This window comes from Butyrivibrio sp. LB2008, assembly GCF_000621565.1.
Taxonomy (GTDB): Bacteria; Bacillota; Clostridia; order Lachnospirales; family Lachnospiraceae; genus Butyrivibrio.
The window spans coordinates 227,671-250,067 of record NZ_JHXZ01000012.1; the positions used below are offsets into that span (position 1 = coordinate 227,671).

Sequence of the window (22,397 nt, forward strand, 5' to 3'; positions counted from 1 at the left end):
GCGCAGATGAATTATGCAAGCTAAAGCTTGCGCGCATCGGCGCGCAAAGAGTCGCGAGCGACTCTTTGTTAATACTTTATACTTTTAATATAATTTTTTTTCTTGCATTCAAAAAAAATATAGTGTATGGTACTAATATAGTCGTGAAAATGAAATATTCCGTAAGCAAACGCGTGTTGTTACGCATTCATTTGTTTATCCCACTTAATTATTTTAACTATTATAGTATTTTGTCTTGCGATTGAGTGCGCAGAGGATAGGAGTATAATTTGAGAGAAAAATATGAAACATTAAAACTTAACGATCTTAGGGATATTGCTAAGAAGAGGGGCATCAAGGGCGCAACGGCCATGAAGAAGTCGGAGATCATAGATCTTATGTGTGAACTTGATGAAAAAGAGAAGAATACAGCTGAAACCGAAGAAACTACAGAGACTGTTTCAAAGCCTCGCAGAAAGAATATTGTGGTTAAATCGCAGAAAGAAGATTTTAGCCATAAGAGCGATAATTCAGAAGAAAAAACAGAGAAGAAAACGGAGCCTGCAGCTAAGGAAGATCCGGAAAATGAAGTATTGGACGGTGATTCCGCTGACGGTATCCTTGAGATAATGCAGGATGGTTACGGATTCATAAGATGCGAGAACTATCTTCCGGGTGAAAATGATGTATATGTTGCACCAAGTCTTATCAGGAAGTTTAATCTTAAGACAGGTGATATTCTTACGGGAACATGCAGAGCAAAGAAGGAGACAGATAAGTTTGCCGCACTTCTTCGCCTTGATACAGTAAACGGATATAAGCCCGAAGTTGCTATGGGAAGATGGAACTTTGAGAACATGACACCTATTTTCCCTAATTCAAGAATCAGACTTGAACAGCCCGGTGCAAGCGTTGCGATGAGAATCATGGATCTTATCAGCCCTATCGGTAAGGGACAGAGAGGAATGATCGTATCTCCTCCGAAGGCAGGTAAGACAACACTTCTTAAGGAAGTAGCAAAGTCTGTTCTTAAGAACAGCCCTGAGATTCATCTTATCATTCTTCTTATTGATGAGAGACCTGAGGAAGTAACAGATATCAAGGAGTCTATCGAGGGACCTAACGCAGAGGTTATCTACTCAACATTTGATGAGCTTCCCGAGCATCATAAGAGAGTTGCCGAGATGGTCATGGAGAGAGCTAAGAGACTTGTTGAACACGGTAAGGACGTTGTTATCCTTCTTGATTCTATCACAAGACTTACAAGAGCTTATAACATCGTTGTTCCTCCTTCCGGAAGAACACTTTCAGGTGGTCTTGATCCCGCAGCTCTTCATATGCCCAAGAGATTCTTTGGTGCAGCCAGAAACATGAGAGAGGGCGGAAGTCTTACAATCCTTGCAACCGCACTTATAGAGACAGGATCCAAGATGGATGATGTTATCTACGAGGAGTTCAAGGGAACAGGTAATATGGAAATGGTTCTTGACAGAAAACTTCAGGAAAAGAGAATTTTCCCTGCTATCAACATTCCGAAGTCAAGTACCAGAAGAGAAGACTTGCTTCTTGACAGAGAAGAACTTACAGCTATCAATAACCTCAGAAAAGGCTTTAACGGCATGAAGGCTGATGACGCTGTAGATCAGTGCATCAATCTCTTCTCAAAGACAAGGAACAATACAGAATTTGTAAGAATGGTAGAAAAGCAGATCCGCTTCTAAAGATGTAATTTATCGAGAAGTAATTTGCTGAGAAGTATTTTGCTGAGAAGTAATTTACTGAGAAATAATTTATTGAGAAGTAATCTATTGAAATGTAATTTATTGGTTTGATTCTATATAATTTGGGCTGACCGAAGACGGTCAGCCCAATGATTTCTTATAAAGCAAGCGTGAACACGCATGGCTTTTTTCTATCAGCAGCCAATTTCATGCTGCAATTCAAAATCAATATGAAAAGAATACTCTAGTTGCAGTAGATTTCAACTGCAATTCAATTTCATATATGAAGAGAATGTTTTTGTAGACTGGTAAATTGCCCTACCTAGTCAGCTATAAGCGTAAATCAATAGGTTTTGGTACTTTTTTGCCGGCGCTATAAGTGCCTGTCTTTATTTCTGTTTTTGGAAAATAGGCAGGGGTATTTATTGGCGAAAACCTGCCTCTAATTCGGAAAATCGAAAAGTAGGCAGGGAAAAACAAAGCAAAAACCCTGCCCCTAATTCAAATAATCGGAAAATGGGCAGGAAAAAACAAAGTAAAACCCCTGCCTCTAATTCAGATAATCAAAAAAGAGGCAGGAAAAAACAAAGGAAAACCCCTGCCCATAATTCAAATAATCAAAAAAGAGGCAGGGAAAAACAAAAGAAAATCCCTGCCCATAATTCAAATAATCGGAAAATGGGCAGGAAAAAACAAAAGAAAACCCCTGCCTCTAATTCAAATAATCAAAAAGTAAGCAGGGAATAAAGCTGCAAATTAATTCAAGACAAGTAATGGAGGAAAAAATAATGCATGGTTTAAAGGAGTTATTGATAAAAGAGGAGGAAAGATTGGAGTCTATAAAGAATGTAGTTGATAATCGCCTTGTTGAAACACCTGATGGTCGACTTAGGATAACTACTTCCAAAAAATCTGTTCAGTACATGTATTGTACATGCGGTAGAAATGGGACATATATTAAAAAGGATGATAGGGAAATAATTGGGGGATTGGCTCAAAAAGCATACGATCTCAGGGTGAAGAGGCTTGTAGATAGAAGATTAAAACAGCTTGAGAAGCTTGCTGAAGAATACAACGACAATGAGATTGAGATTATCTACGAACAACTTCATCCCATAAGAAAGAAACTGGTAAAAGCTGTTGAAATGCCATGGGAACAGCAGCTTTGTGAATGGAAGAACATTCCTTATATCGGGAAAGGTTTTGCTGAAAATGTACCTGTGATTTATACAAAGAAAGGAGAACGCGTCCGCTCAAAGTCTGAAAAAATACTTGCAGATAGCTTCTATGAAAGGGGAATTGAATATAAGTATGAATGCCCGCTAGAATTGAAGGGGGTCGGCACAATCTATCCCGATTTCACATTCCTTCGAAAGAGAGATGGAAAAGAAATATATTGGGAACACGATGGAAGAATGGATGATTCTATTTATGCTGAGAAAGCAATTCGTAAGATACATTCATATATATCAAACGATATATTCCCTGGGGATAGGCTGATTCTGACTTTTGAATCTAATGGAGTTGTAATAAGCGATAGGATGATCAAGAAGCTTATTGAAAAATATCTATTTTAATAAATTTCTTACTAAGACTTCCCGCACCCCGAATAGCTGCAAGTACAGTCCTTTTGCTGCATTTCATCGAAATTATATTGACTGCGGGATTGGATACATGCTACGCGAAGTTGTCTGAGCATATGCACCAAAGATTTATATCTGTTTATGCAGATTAGTTTATATCCTTTTGTTTTTCTAAAGGTCAGATTACTTTCCTTTTTTGCATGCTTCGAAAAAAACTTGCAGGACGATAGTATAAGTTTTATAAAGCATGGTCATATAGTGCATCGTCCTGCTTCAGACATTTTTCTCCGCATGCAGGAAAGTAATCTTTGACCTTAAGAAAAACAGACAAGGATATAAAAATCATCTGCATAAACAGATAAAAAATCTTTGGTGCATATGTGAGTTTATGAAGCGCAGCATGTGTTTATCCAATCCTTCAGCCAATATAATGTTTTGAGATGTCGCAGCAAAAAGACTGCACTTGCAGCTATCCGGGGTGTGGGCAGTTTTAATTTCTTATTAAATAAAATAACACGGTGTGAGTATCTCACACCGTGTGTTTGCTGTAATCGCGTTCTCCGAAGATTCCCGTGCCGACTCTTACGAAGGTTGCGCCTTCCTCAATCGCAACTTCATAGTCGCCCGTCATGCCCATTGAGAGGCAGTCCATCTTTACGTTTGGTATGTTAAGCTCGTTTACTTTGTCTTTTAACTCACGAAGTCCTTTGAAATATACGCGGTTTGATTCCGGATCTTCCGTGTACGGTGCTATTGTCATGAAGCCGCGGATATTAAGGTGCGGGAGAGTGCTTATCTCTTTTACAAAATCAATTGCTTCATCAGGAGAGAGACCAAACTTGGTATCTTCGTGTGCCATGTTTACTTCTACAAGTACGTCCATTACAAGGTCATGCTTTGCTGCCTGTTTCTCAATCTCGTCGGCAAGCTTTCTGTTATCTACCGAATGTATCATGCAGGCAACGCCGGGAAGGTATTTTACCTTGTTTGCCTGAAGATGTCCTATCATGTGCCATGAAAGAGACTCTGTTATCTCAGCTGTCTTGTCTCTTATTTCCTGTACTTTATTTTCTCCGAATACTGTGATACCGCAGGCCATGGCTTCGCGGATATCGCTTACGGGTTTAGTCTTACTTACTGCGATTAGAGTTACATCCTCGCGGTTTCTTCCGGCTCTTTCGCAGGCTTTTTTTATGTTTTCTTCTACGAATTCAAGGTTTTCTTTTATCATCTGTCGCTCCTTCAGGTCATTATATGCGTTTTTCTTTCTTTTTTTTCCCTAATAGTATATCATAGGATGTGGTGGTGAAACATTATTCAGTGGGGAAAAAAGAATATGAAGGTTAGCGAGATCGCAAACGGGTCAGAGGTAAAGATTTATGCGGCCATTAGCGGACACTCGGTTGTTATTATGACTGAGGCTATTTTTGGTGTGAATGTTGGACTTCTGGTAAGGCCGATGGAGTATTTCGGTAAGTATATTCAGTTTTTGGAACCATCCAATGTTCAGATCAGGAACAAACGTGACGGACGCGTATACAAGTTCATGTCTACAGCAATTTCACCTGTAAAGACAAGGTACGGGAATTTCCATTTGATCAGGTGCTCATCCAAACTTGAGCCTGAAAATTCCAGAAGAGCTGAGCGTTTTAATATCGAAAAGCTTGGACTCATTTCTGTGAATGGGAATAATATGCAATTAAGAAACTGCCTTGTCCATGATATCTCTATGAGAGGAGTATCACTAGTTGTGGATGACGATACACAGTGCATCCCGGGAGATAAGATTGACGTAATGTTCAGATATGGGTCATCACTCCATAATTATGAACTAAGCACAGTGGTTGTCAGGAACTTTAAACTTGGCAAAAAGAATGCTTTAGGATGCAGCATATCAAGCCTTAATATTGATCTCATCGGTCTTCTCAGTTCCAAGAAGAATGAGCAACTTGCAAAGCTTGATGAAGCTTCCGAGACCAATCTTAATCCCGACATTTCCGAGGAACAACAGATTGTTGAAGTCGAAGAAGACGTAGCGATGGATATTGTTCCGGAGAGACCTGCAACAATTACAATTAGGTCAGGGGAACCGCTTGAATTAAAGGATATTGATGCAGGAAAAGATGATGAGATGACGGTTCGCCGTCGCAATAAAGAAAAGAAAATTGCTGAAAAAAGACGCGAGATCGAGAGTCTTCTTGATCTTAGAGACATTTGAATTTGATTAAAAGGAAAGATGGAGCAGTTGTTTTTCATAATGGCTGCTCCTTAGTTATTAGAGGGAGATTACTTTGAAAAAGAGAAGAGTATTGGCGCTTATTCTTGTCACATCAATTCTTGTAATTGCATGTGGAGGAAAAAATGGCGAACAGAAAACTGCAGAACAGAGCGTAGCCGCTCAGGAAAATTTGACAGGAGCCAGTAAGGTTGATGAGGAAGCCGGAAAGGTGACCGTTGATCTTGGAAAAGCGCAGCTTCGCTGGGATAATCTTGGCGACGCCGGAATTACTGCGGAAGATTTCGAGCGATTTGATGGTGATGTAAATATTACGGTTCATTTTAAGACGAATAATTATACGGATGATTCAACTCATGAGATCGGACTTAGGTTCAATTGGGAAGATAAGACGTTTGGTAAGAATACAAAGGTATCAAAAAAAGATGACAGTATCTCTTTTGACATATCTGACGAGCAAAGAAAGAAGATTGTTGAAGAAGGTATTGTATATATATATGGACACAATATCATAGTTGAGACGGCTGAGATCACGGGAAATCTTATAAGCGAGCCGGAAGGACCGGATACTCTTTTTACTGAAGAGAACGGTGTTCTTAGGGTTTCTGACGGCAAACTTGTAAATGAAGCGGGGAGTCCCATCCAGTTAAAGGGGCTCGCAAACTTTTATCTGAGTGTCGAACCGCAGCTTGCCCGTAAGAGCGTATTTGCACGAATGAGAGACGAATGGGGTGCAAATGTATTAAGGCTCCCTGTTAATGTTGATACTTCCTCATGGGGAACACCGGAGAAAGGTTACGCATCAGGTTCTGATGATGACAGAGCCAGAATTACCGCTACACTTGATAAGGCAATGATGGCGTCCAAAGAAGCCGGAATGTATGCGATAGTGGAATGGGTTGTTCTTGAAGAAAAGACTCCCATGGCTGAAATTGAGTATGCGAAACAGTTTTTTGAATATGTTTCTTCGACATATAAGGATTATACGAATATAATCTATGAGATCTGCAATGAACCCAACAAAGGAGCAACCTGGGAAGAGGTCAAGGAGTACTGTGCAACGATAATACCGCTTATCAGGAATAACGATCCCGATTCGCTTATACTTGTCGGTACGCCTGATTTTTCGTCAGATTTGGATGCGCCTATAAACGATCCGCTTGAGTATGACAATATAATGTATGTTTTTCATGAATATACAGGGCACAATAATGAATTCCAAGAAGATATTGAGATGATAGACAGGGCAATGGAAGCCAAGCTGCCTGTATTTATGACGGAAGTTGCGGGAACGGATGCCAATCAGGAAGACTATTATGACATGGAAACGATCAAGGAGTGGATGCCGATCGTTGAGAAATACAATATAAGCTATATAGTATGGAAGCTTGAAAAATACTCTGATTTTGACAGAGATGATGAGTATTGGAATTATATGCATGAATATATGAAGAATGACAGCTCATTTTAATTCATATAATAATTTTGGAAATATTAAATAAATATAAACGAATTTACACATATATCCGCTGATAGTATAATATCTTTATACGATTATGCTTTTCTGAGAGGGTGATATATTGGATAAGATGGGACTTTTAAGTAAAGTTTTTGAAGCGTTTGCAAACTCTTCGGAGAGCAGATATGTGTTTTTATTTGATGTTGAGAAAGATGTCTGTAGATTTTCAAAGAGTTGCGTCGATAGATTCGACCTTCCCGGCGAGTATGTTGATAATGCCGGCGAGGTTTGGGCTTCAATCATAAACCCCGCAGACAGATTCAGATTCCAGAAATCGTTGCAGGATCTTATTGCCGGTAATACCAAGATTCATGATATGAGTTACAGAGCACTCGACAGAACAGGGGAATACGTAGTCTGCTCATGTAAGGGATTTCTTATAGAGGATGATGACGGTCATCCTGTTTATTTTGCCGGAACAATAGATAATCACGGAATTGCAACCGAGTACGATCCCATTACAAATCTTTATACACGCTATAAGCTCCTCAACGATCTTAAGGAGTTTCAGGAGAGAAAAGAAAAATATATGATGCTCATGGTAGGACTGTGTAATTTCCATGAGATCAACAATATATACGGATATGAAGTCGGAAACAAAGTATTAAAGAACTTTGCGGAGAAACTTCTTGATTATCTTGATGGCGCCTTTGTTTTCCACGCGGGTGGGACAAAATTTGCCATAGTTTCTGCTGTCTACACGGAAGAAAAGATGGCAGAAGTATACAAAGAGCTTTCTGAATATGCCAGAAATTCAATCGATATAGACGGCAGCAGAGTTGCCATCAATATCGGCGGAAGTCTGTCAGAGGTCAAGAACTTTGAAGTCGATGTACATACGATTTTGACGGGAGTGCTTCTGGGGCTTGATGAATCAATACATGACAAGCACGGTGAGCTCGTTAAATTCGGCAATGATAATTATGTAAATAATCACGACAGGATAGTTGTCATAAATACACTCAGAAACTGCATAAATGATGATTGCAGAGGTTTTTATCTTTGTTTTCAGCCGATTGTCAATGCAAATACCGAAAAGCTTGTGGGAGCGGAAACTCTTGTCAGATGGAATATGGAGCCTTACGGAAACATACCGCCCGGAGAGTTTGTGGCATGGCTTGAGAACGATCCACTTTTCTACGATCTCAGTAACTGGATCATGAGAACATCCATGACTATGGTAAAAGAGAAAGTATTGCCGCTTAAGCCTGATTTTCTTCTCAATATCAATCTTTCTTATATGCAGCTTGAGAGACAGGATTTTAGGAAAGATCTGGTGCGGATAATTGAGGATGTCGGTTATCCTCCGCAGAATCTGTGCCTTGAGCTTACGGAGAGATGTAAGCTTCTTGATGAATCATTTTTGAGAAATGAGATGATATTCCTTAAATCTAAAGGAATAAGAGTTGCACTTGATGATTTCGGAACGGGATTCTCTGCACTTGAGCTTCTTATAACTTTGCCTATCGATGCGATCAAGATAGACAGATCTTTTGTAATGGATATAGAGAATATAAAAGAGAAGCAATATGTTGTGGATGCTATCCTTGCATGTGCAAAGAATATGAATATAAGCTCGACGATCGAGGGAATAGAGACTGTGAGCATGAAGGAGATAATGAAGAACTACGGAGCCACATCCTTCCAGGGATATCTGTATTCCAAGCCGGTTGAGATTGATGAGTTTATCAAGCTGATAACTACGTGATGTTGCTGTTGTAAGTTTTTTGACAGAGATGGGCGGAAGCTTATGTTGAGAACAGTACCTTTATCCAAGAGTTTATCATTGGATCAATTGAATCATCTCACTGATACCGGTCATATCTATGTTACGCCATTTGCACTTAACAGAACTGCGTACATAGTGGTCAATCAGAAACCGTTTATGGTTATAGTTACAGACATATCGATAAAAGGAATACAACTTAGCGGAGCGTGGTATTCCTGGGATGATCTTGAAAATATGGGGGGAGTGTACGAATCCGAATTCGATGCGCTGAAAGCCATTGCAAATAGTGGAAGATAGACAGAAGTCTCAAATCACAGGCTTCTGTCTTTTTTATTCATAAATATTTATAAATATTGTATAAAAAAGTATATTTCTGTGGGCATTTTCAGCAAATTCATGATAAAATTAGTTCTATGCACGGGTTGAATGGAGGTCTGGTCTTGACATACGTCTTTTATTACATTGAAGCGCATCTTGCTTGTATTTTTCTGATGGCATTTCTTTTGTTTAAAATCAGAAAAGGAGTAAATAAGCAACTTTCACAAATTTATCTCGGCAATCTGATACTGGTTCTTATAGCATATTGCTTTGCAGAAATATTCTGGGCATTGGTGGATGGCGGGTGTTTGGGTTCATCCAAAACTCTTTTGTATTTATCTAATGTTTTCACGTATCTTTTAATAAGCGTTGCTGCATATATTTGGTATATTTTGTCTGAAGTTATGCAAAAGGAAAAGTATATAGAGAGCGATCTTACGAGGGTATTTATCAGTATTCCGGTATGGATATCCGCTCTTTTATGTATTACTGCATACAGAACGGGGCTTGTATATTATCTCGATGATAACGGCAAGCTTACGGGAGGCAAATTATATCTTATACTCGTAATCGTACCTTTTGGATATCTGCTTGCTTCTTCGATAAAAGCATTGTCACGTGCTTTCAGTAAGGACAGATATGCGGACAGATATATCTATTTTATGATAGGTATATTCCCGATTGCGCCTATTTTGCTGGGAATATTGCAGGCTATGTATTGGAGAGTTCCGTTTGTATGTTACGGAAGTCTTGCTGCGGTAATGTATGTATATATTACTTATATGGATAATCTTGTTTCTATCGATCCTTTGACACAGATCAATAACAAGAATCAGATGTACAAATATCTGGTGCAGAAGATGAGAAATCAGAATCCGGGACTTTCTCTTTTTATGCTGATCATTGACATAGACAAGTTTAAGGCCATAAATGATACATACGGATACAGCGAAGGCGATAAGATACTTATCAGAGTTGCGAATGCTGTTAAGGATGCCTGTCAGGCGCCCAGAAGCAGATATTTTATATCCAGATACGGCGGGGATGAGTTTGTCGTTGTTGCCGAGATGGCTTACAGGGCGGAAGCGAGCTGGCTTGCCGACCAGATAAAAAGTAATGTAAAGAAGATTCCTGAACTTACGGGATGTGCCTACGATCTTTCTGTAAGTGTCGGAATTGCTCAGTATGACTATGAGGCTCCGATATCGATTCAGTCGTTCATTGCAAGGGCAGATTCAGATCTGTACAAGCAGAGAAAACTGAATAATATCTGAGAAAAGATTTAAAATAATGAGGAAATAAAGTTGATTGCAAGACCGGCGAGGACAAATCCCGCCAAAATAGCGATCGCATAAATAAATTTCATTCGTGCCATGGCATACTCCTTTGGATTAATCATGTTATAATTATAGTGTATCTTTTTTTGGGATACAACCGAAATGACATGTACATCTGAATATCAATTCAGGATTGGAGGGAGTATGAAGATTTATGTTGCCGGTAATGTGTCCAGAAGTGGAGATGGATCGCTGGATCATCCATTCATGACTATTTCAGAGGCTGCTGCAAAAGCCAGACCTGGAGATAGTGTCGTGGTTGCCCCCGGAGTATACAGAGAGTGGGTTAAACCTCGCAATTCAGGTACGGAAGATAAGCGAATAACATATATAAGTACAGAACATGGCGGAGCCATTATCACAGGTTCCGAAGAGATAAAAGGCTGGGAGGCTTTCGAGAACGTTTGGCGTGTCAGAATACCTAACAGCTATTTCGGAGATTATAATCCGTTCACAACGCAAGTTCATGGGGATTGGTTTATCGAAAATCCCAAGAATCCATCACACACAGGAGAGATATATTTAAACAAAAGGTCTATGCTTGAGGTGTTTGACCTTTCTTTTTGTATGCATCCGCAGAAAGATAACAGGTCCTGGGAACCCGAGTACTCAGATTATGTATGGTTTACGGCGCAGGAAGATAACACGACCGTGATCTATGCAAACTTTCAGGGGAAGGATCCCAATTATGAAAACGTTGAGATTTCAGTGAGAAAGGCTTGTTTTTTCCCTGAGGAAAACGGGATAAATTATATAACCTTAAGAGGCTTTTGTATTACACGTGCAGCTACTCAGTGGGCTCCTCCGACTGCTTTTCAGGAGGGAATGGTGGGACCTAACTGGGCTAAAGGCTGGATAATCGAGGATTGTGAGATTTCGGAGTCCAAGTGCTCCGGAATAAGCCTTGGAAAGTATTTCCAGAAAGGAAGCAACAACAAGTGGTCGACTCATAATCTTAAGCTTGGTTCCCAGACTCAGAGAGAGACCGTTTGTCAGGCGGTAAACGAAGGCTGGGACAAGGAAACGGTCGGTTCTCATATCGTAAGGCGCTGCGATATCCACGACTGCGGGCAGACGGGAATAGTCGGCCATATGGGCGGCGCTTTCAGCATTATTGAGGACAATCATATCCATCATATCAATATAAGACATAACCTGGCAGGTGCGGAGATTGCCGGTATCAAGCTTCACGCAGCGATTGATACATGTATCAGAAGAAATCATATCGATCATTGTACAAGAGGAATCTGGCTTGATTGGGAAGCTCAGGGAACAAGAGTGTCGCAGAATTTCCTGCATGACAATGTTCCGCCTAAGGGAACAGTGATAGACAACGGGCTTTCTCTGGGAGAGGATGTATTTATCGAGGTTTCTCACGGTCCGACTTTGCTCGATCACAATCTCTTTTTGTCTGATATTGCAGCGAGGATATCGACACAGGGAATAGCATTTGTTCATAATCTTATTGCAGGCTCTTTTACCTATGTCGGAGAGGGCTGCGGAGACATGAGCAAGAAGTTCCCTTCGCCTAGATTTACGCCTTATCATGTTCCGCATTCTACCAAGATCGCGGGCTTTATGACGATCCTTCACGGAGATGCCAGATTCTACAATAACATTTTTATCCAAAAAGAAGTCAGAAGAGATCTGGTGGATTATTGTGTTTCGCAAAATTCTGATACAATGGATAAGAATAATTTTATCTGCGGAACCGTCCCTTACAATGATTATCCGTTGGCGTCCGAGTATTTCTCACGCTTTGGCAAAAATGTTATCAGGCAGTTCGGCTCGACTGACCCTTATTACGATCATCTTCCGGTATATTTCGGAGGAAATGCGTACTTTAATGGGGCGAGGTCTTGTGATCACGAGCCGGGAGCTCATGTTGACAAGGATCATAAGGTAAGTCTGTACATCGATGAGGGCGACGGAAGATATACAATTCATACCAATCTGTATGAATTTCTTCCAAGAGGGCTTGCTATGCCTGTTAACTCAGAGGTGCTGGGGCTTGCGTTTGAACCTGAGCAGCGCTTTGAAAATCCTGACGGAAGCAGTATATTATTTGACAGAGACTATTTTGGAAGAAAGAGGGGAAGATTCCCTGTTTCGGGACCGTTTGAGGAGTGCGGAACGGACAGATTCACGGTTCAGACTCCCGACGATGCGGATTCCAAGATAGGCCATGAAGAAAAGATACGAATTGAGGATAAGTGGAAAGCAGAACTTGATAATAATAATCTTGCGGCTGATGTCACACAGATAAATGCAAATATTGTGATAACAGGTGGGATGAATGCTGTAATAAGCTTCCCGTTTGAAGAAGAGCTCTTTAAAGTGAGCGATATGTTTGTTAAGGGAAATGAGGTCTGGCTCTATGATAGTTTGGCGGATAAACTTGTAGAACTTGACTGTGAGTACGGAATTTATCATAATATCAAGAAATGGTCCATTGGCGCATTGCAGTCTCTTGATATGAGTGAAGATGCAAATGCTGAAGGACTTGTAAGAACTGCGGGCACGCTTCTGTGCATACTTAATAAGAGTCTTGCTCATGATGCGGCAGATACTTGCGCAACAATTCAGAATAAGGTGAATATCGGGCTTGATGACAAAGGAATCAGCATGCGATTTACGCCCAAAAACCTTAAGTTTATTCGGGGGAAAAAATTCATTTCTCTTGAAGATGTGCTTTACAGAATAAGTAAGGGGACTATGGAGGTAGTTACTGAGCGTATAGAACACCTGTAATTAACTTAAATTGGGGAAAATAGTTTAGATGAATAAAAGCAGCAACTGGTATAAGCTCGACAACGCGGCGAAAATTGTTCCGTCTACCGCGCGTGGAGCCAATACAAGAGTATTTAGAATAACTTGTGAATTAAAAGAGAATATTGACGGAGAAATACTTCAGAGGGTGCTTGATGAGACGATTGAGGAATTTCCTTTTTTCAATTGTGTGCTTCACAGAGGGCTTTTCTGGTACTATCTTGAAGACAGCGATCTTAAGGCTGTTGTGGAGGAGGAGAAGACTCCGGCCTGCATGCCTCTTTATTATCCGGGAAGAAAGAACCTTTTATACAGGGTAAATTATTTCAAAAAGAGAATTAACCTCGAGATGTTCCATGTACTTGCGGATGGAACAGGGGCATTTATGTTCTTTAGGACACTCATCATAAGATATATTCAGGTTAGGCACGGAATAGATGCTGATATCAAGCCTGTAGATGAGTTTTCGCTTGAAGAAAAAAATGTGGATGCCTTCGGAGATTTTTACAGCAAGCAAAAAGGTCTCAAACAATTAAAAGAGATGTCATCCGTGAAGGCATATCAGCTTAGCGGAGAGATTGATGATGACCTCCTTCCGCATCTTGTCGAGGGAACAGTCTCCTCATCGAAATTCTATGAGGCGGCAAAAGCCCACAATACGACGGTAGGAGTTATGTGTGTTGCAGTTTACATCAAGGCTGTTCTGATGGGAATGAACAGAATTCAGAAGAGAAAACACATAGTTGTCAGCGTTCCCGTTAATCTCAGAAACTTTTTTAAGAGCGGAACAGCAAGAAACTTTTTCGGTGTTATAAGCATCGATTACAATCCTGCTGAGTACGACGGTGAGCTTGAAACAATAATCAATTTTGTTGATAAGAGTTTTAAAGAAAAACTCTCGCCGGAAAGCATTGAAAAAACCATGAATTCCTACTCCGCTTTGGAGCACAACATTGGAATAAAGGTTATTCCGCTTCCAATCAAGAATATCGGAATCGGATTTTTTGATAAAAACGCGAAGCGAGGTATCACAAGTTCTATGTCGAACCTCGGTCAGATCAAGATGCCTGATGCGGTCAAGGATTATATAGACAGATTCAGCGCATTCATGACTGCACAGTCGCAACAGATCACGGTCTGCTCATATATGGATAAAATGGTATTCGGAGAGGTATCACCTTTTAAGACACACAAGGTAATGCTTAATTTCTTCAGGTTACTTACTGAAATGGGAATGGAAGTAGAACTTGGAACCAATGACTACGATGAGGAGCAGTGATTTATTATGCAGTATTGTCCAAAATGTAAGATAAAGATAAGAGGGAAAAAGACATGTTGTCCCATGTGCCAGGGAACTTTAAAAGAGACCGAAGGCGGTGAGAGCTTAACTGCATCTTTTCCCACTCTTAAAAAGAAAAAGATGAGTCACATCACGATAATGAAGATGACAACCTTCGTTTGTGCTGTGCTTGAGATAATTTTGATCACACTTAGTATTATGATGGGAGATTCGCTCCCATTTGTAGGTCCGATTTGCCTTGGACTTCTTGGCGCATGGATAGCGGTTCTTGCGACGGTTTATTTCAGAAACAATATTCTGAAGCTCATCACATGGGAAGCTATCGTTGCGATCATTGCAGATATTTATATCGATTACAATACCGGTTTTTACGGTTGGAGCATAGATTGGGTCGTACCGCTTACGCTTATGGCGCTTGGCGTATTGACATTTATCATTGCTATTTTCATTAAACTTAGATTTGATGAGTATATTTTTTATCTTCTCTTTGATCTTGTTATGGCAGTTTTACAGATCATATGTGTTACAAAAGGAATCACAAAGAACTTCTGGCCTACAGGGATCAGCATCATGCTTTACATGATCCTCCTGGCAGGTGTATTGATCTTTAGATTCCGAGATCTGAAGAAGGCTTCGGAGAAGATGTTTAACATGTAGTGATATAGGTTAAGAAAGTGCAGAAGGTGTACATGCTTGCATGTTAAGCCTTCTGACTTTATTAACCGAACAGACATGAGGAAGTAGCACGTAGTGCGGATTCCGAATGGATGTAGAATTGCGAGAGTGACGATAGTCGCGGAGCAATTCGTATATCACGGATTAGTGATATGGGGAGCGTATGGGAGTGTTAGGCAGGAACACAAAAAAGAACATAAGGCACGGTGTGGTCTTTGCCACAAAATTTGGAGATTTTGTAGAGAACAAGCTTGAAAAAGCAATTGTTAATCACAATCATCTTGCCGAGGAACTTCCCGAAAATCCCGAAAAACTTAAATGGTACAGAGTTTCATTGGAAAAAGGAATCTCGGGAGACGGATCCGAGTATTACATCTATGCGAAAATAGGTGATCCAAAGAAACTCTGCATTTTCTTTTCAGGCGGAGGAGTTGCCTGGAATGAATATACTGCGGCAAGACCTTCCACAATGGGAAAGCTTGCTGCAGGTCTTCCAAATTATTATTGGAACAATCTAAGACCTGTTACCCAGCTTAAAAATATAAATATCGGAATAACCGATGTCTCACTTGAAAAGAACCCTTTCAGAGACTGGAGCTTTGTTGTTGTGACCTATGCGACAGGAGATTTCCATGTAGGAAACAACGAATATCCTTATGTTTCGGAAGACGGTAAGGATGAGATCCTTCATTTCCACGGATATATCAATTTCCTTGAGAGCATGAAAGTTGCAAAAAGACTTTTTCCGGCACCGGAAGATATCCTTATAGCGGGAAATTCTGCCGGCGCGTTTGCAATTCCGGCTCTCGCCGGCGAGATTGTGGATGATTATTATCCCGATGTAAAAGATGTAACTCTTTTTTCCGACAGTGGACAGCTTCTTTACAACAAGTGGAGAAAGACTGCGAAAAATATCTGGAAGACAAAGGAAGAAATCTGGCAGAGCATCAATACGGACAATATAACGCTTGACTGGTACAGGGCGTTATATGCGAAATATGGCAACAGATTCAGATATCTTTATTCAAGTTCCGACAGGGATTTCCTTCTGAGCGCTTATTACAACGACATAATAAACAAGCAGTACAAGACGGATCAGCAGGTGCAGGAAGAGTACAGAAGACAGCTGATAGAGATGGTTCATGAATTAAAAGAGCTTAATCCGTCTTTTGGAATCTTTATAAACAACTGGAAGCTTCCGCTTATCACTCAGGGCGGAACGGTTCATACAAGCGTAAGAGATATGCAGTTTGCAAGTTTTACGCAGGATGGAGTGACTATGGCGCAGTGGCTTGCGGATGCAGTGGACGGGAAGGTCTATGATGTCGGAATGGAGCTGCTGAAGTAAATGCTGGAAGTGTATTAATGTGGCCCGGAACAAAGAGTTGCTTTGCAACTCTTTGCGCGCCGATGCGTGCAAGCTTTAGCTTGCATAATACTTCTGCGCATCGGTCGCATCCATAGCGGAGCATTTTTTATTTGAAAGCTATCAAACAAAAAGAGCATTTCGCTCGCGAAATGCTAGCGCGCGAGCGGATTGCGTAAGCAATATATTCCTTACCGCGAGCTGCGCATCCCTGCGGAGCGTTTTTTATTTGATAGTAATTTCCTATCAAATAAAAAAGGTCTCTATGATAAGTTTGGTTTTATCATAGAGACCTTTAATTTTGTTGGATATTGATATCAGAGCCTTTTCATACTCTTTTAATGCCTTAAAATTTGGGTCAGTAAATCAGTCTACAAAATATTCCGCAATCTGTGCCTCATAGGAGTCACGAAGATCCCCTGGGATGTCATATTCATCCAATGCTTCGGCAACAGACCAATGTTCGTTTACCATCGAGCGAAGAATGCTGCGAATGACATGAGAATCAGAAGCCTCCAAAGTTGCGGCGTTATTCATAATCATACCCTCCTCCATAGACAGTGCGCTTTTTCGCCGGCAATCAGACCAATTGCTTGTGACTTTAATCGAAATTTAGCGATATAGCACACTGAATATAATATACAATCAGATAATTTTGATATAATATATCATATCCTACAACATATTGTAGCTCAAAAAAAAACAGATACAAGTATTGACATTTATAAAAAATTGGAAATTATAGGAGCTCAGATTATATGAAGATTGCAGCTATTATTTTGGCGCTTGTCGGACTACTTACGTCTTTTGCGGCAGTGGGGATAATACCGTCAATTGCAGGTTTTGTGCTCAGCTTAAAATGGTTTCTTCAAAAGAAATCGATTAATTCGACAAGGGCACTTGCCATCTCTTCGGTTGGAGTCTTGCTTCCGGTTATTATGTATATAAACAGCTTTGGCTTCTCTTTTCCATATGAGAAGAGAGCCGGGCTTTCATTTCTGCCGCAGATAATTTATGACAATTACACGAATCTGGGGCTTAATATGGAGTGGATGGTGAAGAATGAGGCACAGGTGCAGGAATTGGAGGAAGTTAAGGGAGCGGGACAGGAAGATATAGATGAGAATGGTATAAATGGGGAAGTTAGAGCAGATAATGGCAGCATGAACGGAGCAGAGGTGAATGGCAAAAACGGAGCTGTGAAAAATGCTATAAAAGGAGCAGAGAAAATTGATATAGACGATGAAGGCAGAAATGGCATAAATAGGACGGATAAAAATGATACAGACATAGCGAATACGATGGACGGAAATAAGACAGATAAAAAAAGTGGTCTAGACAGTAAATATTCGCTTGATATATTTGAGAAGATAGAAGATGTAGTTGATAATTACAAGCATAAGCCTGCAAGCTCTGAGGTTGGGGCATCTGATGATGATATGGAGTTTTACGGCGGACTTCCTGTCGGAACGCTTCTTATCGCGCAGTATTTCCGCGAGGATGATCATAACAGCAATCCTGTACTGGTGCTTCAGAATAAATCAGGGAAGTTGTGCAGATATGAGTGCATGTTCATTGCAAGAGACGAGGCAGGTACTCAACTTGCAGTTTCAGAGAAGACTGTTGAAGTTGTTCAAAGCGACGCCAAGTTTGTTTTTGAAGGAAGGTTTGATAAGAAAGAATTAAAAGGCAAGAAACCTGCAATGTACGAGTTTTCTGTAACAAAGCGCACTCCATATGAGAAGGACAGACTTGACGATGTTGCCGTCTATTCCAAGATAGAAGGCAATTCGGTATTTCTTGCGGCGGAGAATACCTGCGACAAGAATGTAAAAGTGGATGCTTTCGTTCTCTTTTTTGACGGAGACGAGCTTGTAGACTGCATCTGGCTCATCCCCGGCAGCAACAGTAACGTCTACGTAGAACCAAAGAGCATCGGAACCATAACCGGCGACGCTTACTACAAGTTCGACAGGATAGAGACCTACTATACCGCTTATGAAGCTGTTGAAGGGAAAGAGCAAAGCGGCAGGAATGAGTAAGCGATAAGAGCAATATCGCGACAAGTACTGAGGAAAACATGGAAATACGAGAAACTTGCCTAAGGCGATGATTTTCGTATGGCTTAGGCAAAGCTGAGAAGAAAATCTTGGATCGTGAAGATGGAGAAATCAGGTGATGAAGCGTAGGAAAAAGCATTGATGGAACGTTAACGTAGGAGTGGCGTTACGGGCATAGAATTCCAGAAATCAATTTGTCCACGTAGAAATAAGTGCAATGTGTGAACGACTTTACGGGCATAGAATCTCGGTGAAACGATTTGTGCACGTAGAAACAAGTGCATATGGGATTGATTTTACGGGCATAGAATTCCAGAAATTGATTCATACCCGTAGCACTAAGCAAATGATAGATGGATTTTACGGGTATGAAGTTTGGAATTGAATTTGAGTCACGTAGGAGAAGACAAAAAATGAAAATAGCTGTGAGCGCATGCTTGCTGGGAGATAATTGCAAATACAACGGTGGAAATAATTATAGTGAGAAAGTGAAGAATTACATTGAGGGACACGAGGTTATACCGATTTGTCCGGAAGTTCTTGGCGGATTATCTACGCCACGAGAGCCTGCGGAGATTGACTGCGGTATAGTTAAGAATAAAGACGGCACATCGGTTGATGCGCAATTTCGCAAAGGCGCTGAACTTGCATTGGATATTGTAATCAAGAATCAGGTTGAGCTTGTGATATTGCAGTCAAGAAGCCCGTCATGCGGAGTAAATACAATATATGACGGCTCTTTTACAGGGAAAATAATTCCCGGACAAGGCGTGTTTGCTGAACTTCTTAAGAAGAATAATATAAAGGCAATTGATGTTGCAGATATAAGATAATATGTAAGTTAGAAATAAGGCAATACAGGGATGTTGTACAGTACACTAAGAAAGAGGAAAAAAATATGTTATCAGAAATGGATTCTGCTGCAGATATAAGGATATACAACTATAAGACAGGGACTGTCCACACAGAGAAGGGCGTGGTTATTTATGATAAGTCTACGCTAGACGTTAAATGCTTAGGAAATGAGTGTGCAGATACTTTTGATAAAATATGGAACTCTAAAAACTATGCGCTGGCGGCCACTATTTCCATGGGGAAGATATATCACTATATAGCTGCCGAGATGCTTATTAAATGGATGATAGGCAAGTACGTAGACAGAGTGGATGGAAAATTGAGGATTTTTAAGCGTTCGAAAAGAGCACTCATCTATCTTCATGAACCAATCAGCCCTGTTGATATAAGGATGTATATTGATCTTATGCTTATGCTGTTATATAAGGATGTATATGTTATAACAATGGATACCGGTCATATAAAGGGTGATAAGATTCGTTTTGCCGGTAAAAATATACATGTTATAGGCACGGATACTTTCCTTGCAGGAAGGACACCTGAGAAGGCCATTCGCGAGGCGGAAGAGGTTTACGGAAAGCTGGACTGCGCTATAGAGATTACCAAAGACAGGCATCTTGAATATGCCCGCTATGCTTATGAGACGTTCAAAAAAGATTGCGAAAGATGGGGAATAGACCTGACAGAAATTATAGATTAAAAAATAACCTCAATGCATATCATAGATAAAATCTATGGATAACCAAAACTATTTTATATTATACCTATAAGATCAGTAGGTATATAATCCAATGCAACAGCGCTAGTGCACTGATACGCTGCACTATAGTTTTGGCCAAGGAGGATTATGAAAATGGGAAATTTGCAGACACCATTTCGATATGATTTTGTTGGGAGTTTTTTAAGACCGCAGGCACTTAAGGATGCCAAGTCAGCTTATCAAGAGGGAAAAATCGGCAAAGAAGAATTTGATAAGATTGTAAATGATGAGATCACAAAGGTTGTTGCTAAGCAGAAAGAGCTCGGGTTCCATGTTATAACTGATGGAGAGTTCAGAAGATCTTTCTGGCACCTTGATTTTATGTGGGGATTCGAAGGTGTAGAGCATAAAGCAACAGGCAATGGAGTTCAGTTTAATAATGAACTTGCAGTTCTTGATGATACATATCTGGTGGGAAAAATAAAGGCGAAGGCTCATCCTTTTGTTGAATATTTCAAATTCCTTAAGCAGTTCGAGGATGAGAATACTGTTGCAAAGTACACAATTCCGGCTCCGGCGCAGACTTTCCAGCAGTTTATCGTTCCGGCCAATTATGAGACTACAAGGAAGTTTTATCCTACAAATGAGGAACTGATAAAGGATATCGCAGAGGCTTACAGAGATGTCATAAAGCAGTTCTATAATGCTGGATGCAGAAATCTTCAGTTCGATGATTGCACTTGGGGCGCGATTGTGGGCGATGCTGCAAAGCAGAGATATAAAGCACTTGGAATAGACCTCGAGGAAGTAAAAGCACAGCTCCTTGAAGTTAATAATCTGTCGCTTACGGGAAAGCCTGAGGATATGGTTATTACTTCGCATATTTGCAGGGGCAATTATCATTCCACATATTTTACCAGTGGCCCTTATGATAGCGTTGCTGATTATGTGTTTGCAAAAGAAAATGTGAATGCGCTTTTCCTTGAGTATGATGATGAGAGATCGGGCGGATTTGCTCCGTTATCAAAAGTTTCAGCAGATAAGAAGGTTGTGCTGGGACTTATAACCACTAAGTCTCCCGTTCTTGAAGATAAGCAGAAAGTAATTGAAAGAATCCATGAAGCTGCCAAATATGTTCCTCTCGAGAGGCTTTGCCTTAGTCCGCAGTGCGGCTTTGCTTCATGCGAAATTGGCAACAAGCTCACGGAAGAAGAGCAGTGGGCAAAGCTTAAGCTGGTAAAAGAAATAGCTCAGGAAGTATGGGGCTGAAACTGCGTTATCGTAAGTTAATCTCATAAATACAACTTTACACATAAAAACCTCTGTCTCATAATGGTGATAATGTAATCATTGAGATGGAGGTTTATTTTTTAGGAAGTATCTGATATGGAAGAATGTTTAATGATGTTTATTATTGTGGGTGCATTTTTCTTTTTTTTCTTGGAACTTGGGATATTAAGATTAGATAAAGTATGCACCAAAGAAATCAAAGCAACATTAGTTGACTATAAGACGAAATCTACCAATGGAAAGTATGGAGTAAGTTATACTTACTTTCCGATTTTTGAGTTTGAATATGAATCAAAACGATATAAAGCTACATCTGTAGATTCTTTTCGTGGAGAATCATTTCCAAATAAGAAAATTGATCCCGATTCGATTAAAGAACTGATCGGATCAACTTTTGTGATATATATTAACCCAAAAGATCCTAAACTGGTTATTCAGAGAAAATTATCAAGTAAAGACATTAAGAGGAAGAAAATAATTGAAGTTATTTCTTTTTTAGTGATTGTTACATATTTCATTGGTGTCTTTATAGTGATCATTCATTATCTGTGATTTTTGAAGAGTAAGAGTTTAAAGCATATTAATAATCAATTACGAGAGCAAAAAGAAATGCGAAAACTGATATTATAAATATCGTGCGAGAAAACCCCTTCCGATGAAGTCGGTTGTGGGATGAATCGCACTAGCTTTTCTTTTTGTATTTCCCCGTCTTAATGTATTTGCGTTTGTGTTCCTCTGTTCGTTGATCTTCAATGTATTTCTTGACAGTATCAAGAGAAACACTTCCGGTAGTGGCACAGAAGTAACTTGCACTCCAGAAGGGTGAATCTCCCCATAGGTATTTCTCAACGTGTGTTCTATATGTATTTCTCACTTCTTTGGACAGCTGTGATTTTAACGAGTTGATGAGTTTTACAGGTGCAACATCAGGTGGCATGGAGATCAGCAGATGCATGTGAT

The 22,397-nt window shown here is 40.2% G+C and carries 20 protein-coding genes; 17 read left to right on the forward strand and 3 right to left on the reverse strand.

Going from position 1 to position 22,397, the window contains the following annotated elements:
• Positions 1 to 269 precede the first annotated feature (269 nt).
• The 3 genes from rho to T356_RS0102705 all read left to right on the forward strand — a co-directional run bounded on the left by rho (position 270) and on the right by T356_RS0102705 (position 3,277).
• Entirely contained in the window at positions 270 to 1,700 is a 1,431-nt protein-coding gene (gene rho / locus T356_RS0102695; RefSeq protein WP_026513172.1) for a transcription termination factor Rho, read from the forward strand.
• A gap of 516 nt (positions 1,701 to 2,216) precedes the next feature.
• A complete protein-coding gene (locus T356_RS0102700) occupies positions 2,217 to 2,447 on the forward strand; it encodes a hypothetical protein (protein ID WP_026513173.1) in 231 nt (76 codons plus the stop codon).
• A gap of 41 nt (positions 2,448 to 2,488) precedes the next feature.
• Positions 2,489 to 3,277: a hypothetical protein gene (locus T356_RS0102705; protein WP_026513174.1), complete on the forward strand. Its 789-nt coding sequence runs from the start codon at positions 2,489 to 2,491 to the stop codon at positions 3,275 to 3,277.
• Between the two features lie 535 nt (positions 3,278 to 3,812).
• On the opposite strand, the gene T356_RS0102710 is transcribed toward T356_RS0102705, so the two are convergent.
• Complete coding sequence (locus T356_RS0102710; RefSeq protein WP_026513175.1) at positions 3,813 to 4,514, reverse strand: YggS family pyridoxal phosphate-dependent enzyme; 702 nt, start codon at positions 4,512 to 4,514, stop codon at positions 3,813 to 3,815.
• Positions 4,515 to 4,619: 105 nt separating this feature from the next.
• On the opposite strand from T356_RS0102710, the gene T356_RS0102715 reads away from it, so the two are divergent.
• From T356_RS0102715 to T356_RS0102755, 9 genes are all read left to right on the forward strand, one after another.
• On the forward strand, positions 4,620 to 5,501 hold the full coding sequence (locus T356_RS0102715) for a PilZ domain-containing protein (protein ID WP_026513176.1): 882 nt from the start codon (positions 4,620 to 4,622) through the stop codon (positions 5,499 to 5,501).
• 73 nt (positions 5,502 to 5,574) lie between these two features.
• Entirely contained in the window at positions 5,575 to 6,990 is a 1,416-nt protein-coding gene (locus T356_RS20080) for a glycoside hydrolase family 5 protein (protein ID WP_026513177.1), read from the forward strand.
• Positions 6,991 to 7,108: 118 nt separating this feature from the next.
• Positions 7,109 to 8,746, forward strand: a complete 1,638-nt coding sequence (locus T356_RS0102725) for an EAL domain-containing protein (protein WP_242846543.1) — start codon at positions 7,109 to 7,111, stop codon at positions 8,744 to 8,746.
• Positions 8,747 to 8,788: 42 nt separating this feature from the next.
• The gene (locus tag T356_RS0102730) at positions 8,789 to 9,064 is read left to right on the forward strand and encodes a hypothetical protein (protein ID WP_026513179.1); all 276 of its coding nucleotides are present in this window, start codon (positions 8,789 to 8,791) and stop codon (positions 9,062 to 9,064) included.
• Positions 9,065 to 9,207: 143 nt separating this feature from the next.
• On the forward strand, positions 9,208 to 10,359 hold the full coding sequence (locus T356_RS0102735; RefSeq protein WP_026513180.1) for a GGDEF domain-containing protein: 1,152 nt from the start codon (positions 9,208 to 9,210) through the stop codon (positions 10,357 to 10,359).
• A 207-nt stretch (positions 10,360 to 10,566) separates the two neighbouring features.
• On the forward strand, positions 10,567 to 13,173 hold the full coding sequence (locus T356_RS18125) for a right-handed parallel beta-helix repeat-containing protein (RefSeq protein WP_081777722.1): 2,607 nt from the start codon (positions 10,567 to 10,569) through the stop codon (positions 13,171 to 13,173).
• Positions 13,174 to 13,201: 28 nt separating this feature from the next.
• Complete coding sequence (locus T356_RS0102745) at positions 13,202 to 14,470, forward strand: hypothetical protein (RefSeq protein ID WP_026513181.1); 1,269 nt, start codon at positions 13,202 to 13,204, stop codon at positions 14,468 to 14,470.
• A gap of 6 nt (positions 14,471 to 14,476) precedes the next feature.
• Positions 14,477 to 15,148: a DUF6320 domain-containing protein gene (locus T356_RS0102750; protein WP_026513182.1), complete on the forward strand. Its 672-nt coding sequence runs from the start codon at positions 14,477 to 14,479 to the stop codon at positions 15,146 to 15,148.
• Between the two features lie 181 nt (positions 15,149 to 15,329).
• Positions 15,330 to 16,514: a pectin acetylesterase-family hydrolase gene (locus tag T356_RS0102755; RefSeq protein WP_026513183.1), complete on the forward strand. Its 1,185-nt coding sequence runs from the start codon at positions 15,330 to 15,332 to the stop codon at positions 16,512 to 16,514.
• A gap of 384 nt (positions 16,515 to 16,898) precedes the next feature.
• On the opposite strand, the gene T356_RS21010 is transcribed toward T356_RS0102755, so the two are convergent.
• Positions 16,899 to 17,069 carry a hypothetical protein gene (locus tag T356_RS21010; RefSeq protein WP_155838954.1) on the reverse strand — a complete coding sequence of 57 codons (171 nt, stop codon included), beginning with the start codon at positions 17,067 to 17,069 and terminating at the stop codon, positions 16,899 to 16,901.
• Positions 17,070 to 17,290: 221 nt separating this feature from the next.
• Here T356_RS21010 and T356_RS0102765 point away from each other — a divergent pair, with 221 nt between their 5' ends.
• From T356_RS0102765 to T356_RS0102785, 5 genes are all read left to right on the forward strand, one after another.
• The gene (locus T356_RS0102765) at positions 17,291 to 18,574 is read left to right on the forward strand and encodes a hypothetical protein (RefSeq protein ID WP_026513184.1); all 1,284 of its coding nucleotides are present in this window, start codon (positions 17,291 to 17,293) and stop codon (positions 18,572 to 18,574) included.
• Positions 18,575 to 19,005: 431 nt separating this feature from the next.
• Positions 19,006 to 19,425, forward strand: a complete 420-nt coding sequence (locus T356_RS0102770; RefSeq protein ID WP_026513185.1) for a DUF523 domain-containing protein — start codon at positions 19,006 to 19,008, stop codon at positions 19,423 to 19,425.
• Between the two features lie 65 nt (positions 19,426 to 19,490).
• A complete protein-coding gene (locus tag T356_RS0102775; protein WP_026513186.1) occupies positions 19,491 to 20,147 on the forward strand; it encodes a hypothetical protein in 657 nt (218 codons plus the stop codon).
• A gap of 153 nt (positions 20,148 to 20,300) precedes the next feature.
• Positions 20,301 to 21,416 (forward strand): 5-methyltetrahydropteroyltriglutamate--homocysteine S-methyltransferase, encoded by a 1,116-nt coding sequence (locus T356_RS0102780; RefSeq protein WP_026513187.1) that lies wholly within the window; start codon positions 20,301 to 20,303, stop codon positions 21,414 to 21,416.
• A 117-nt stretch (positions 21,417 to 21,533) separates the two neighbouring features.
• Positions 21,534 to 21,989: a DUF3592 domain-containing protein gene (locus tag T356_RS0102785; RefSeq protein ID WP_026513188.1), complete on the forward strand. Its 456-nt coding sequence runs from the start codon at positions 21,534 to 21,536 to the stop codon at positions 21,987 to 21,989.
• Positions 21,990 to 22,119: 130 nt separating this feature from the next.
• On the opposite strand, the gene tnpA is transcribed toward T356_RS0102785, so the two are convergent.
• Positions 22,120 to 22,397, reverse strand: a 278-nt coding sequence (gene tnpA, locus T356_RS18130) for an IS200/IS605 family transposase (protein ID WP_051563514.1), incomplete at its 5' end; no start/stop codon positions are given.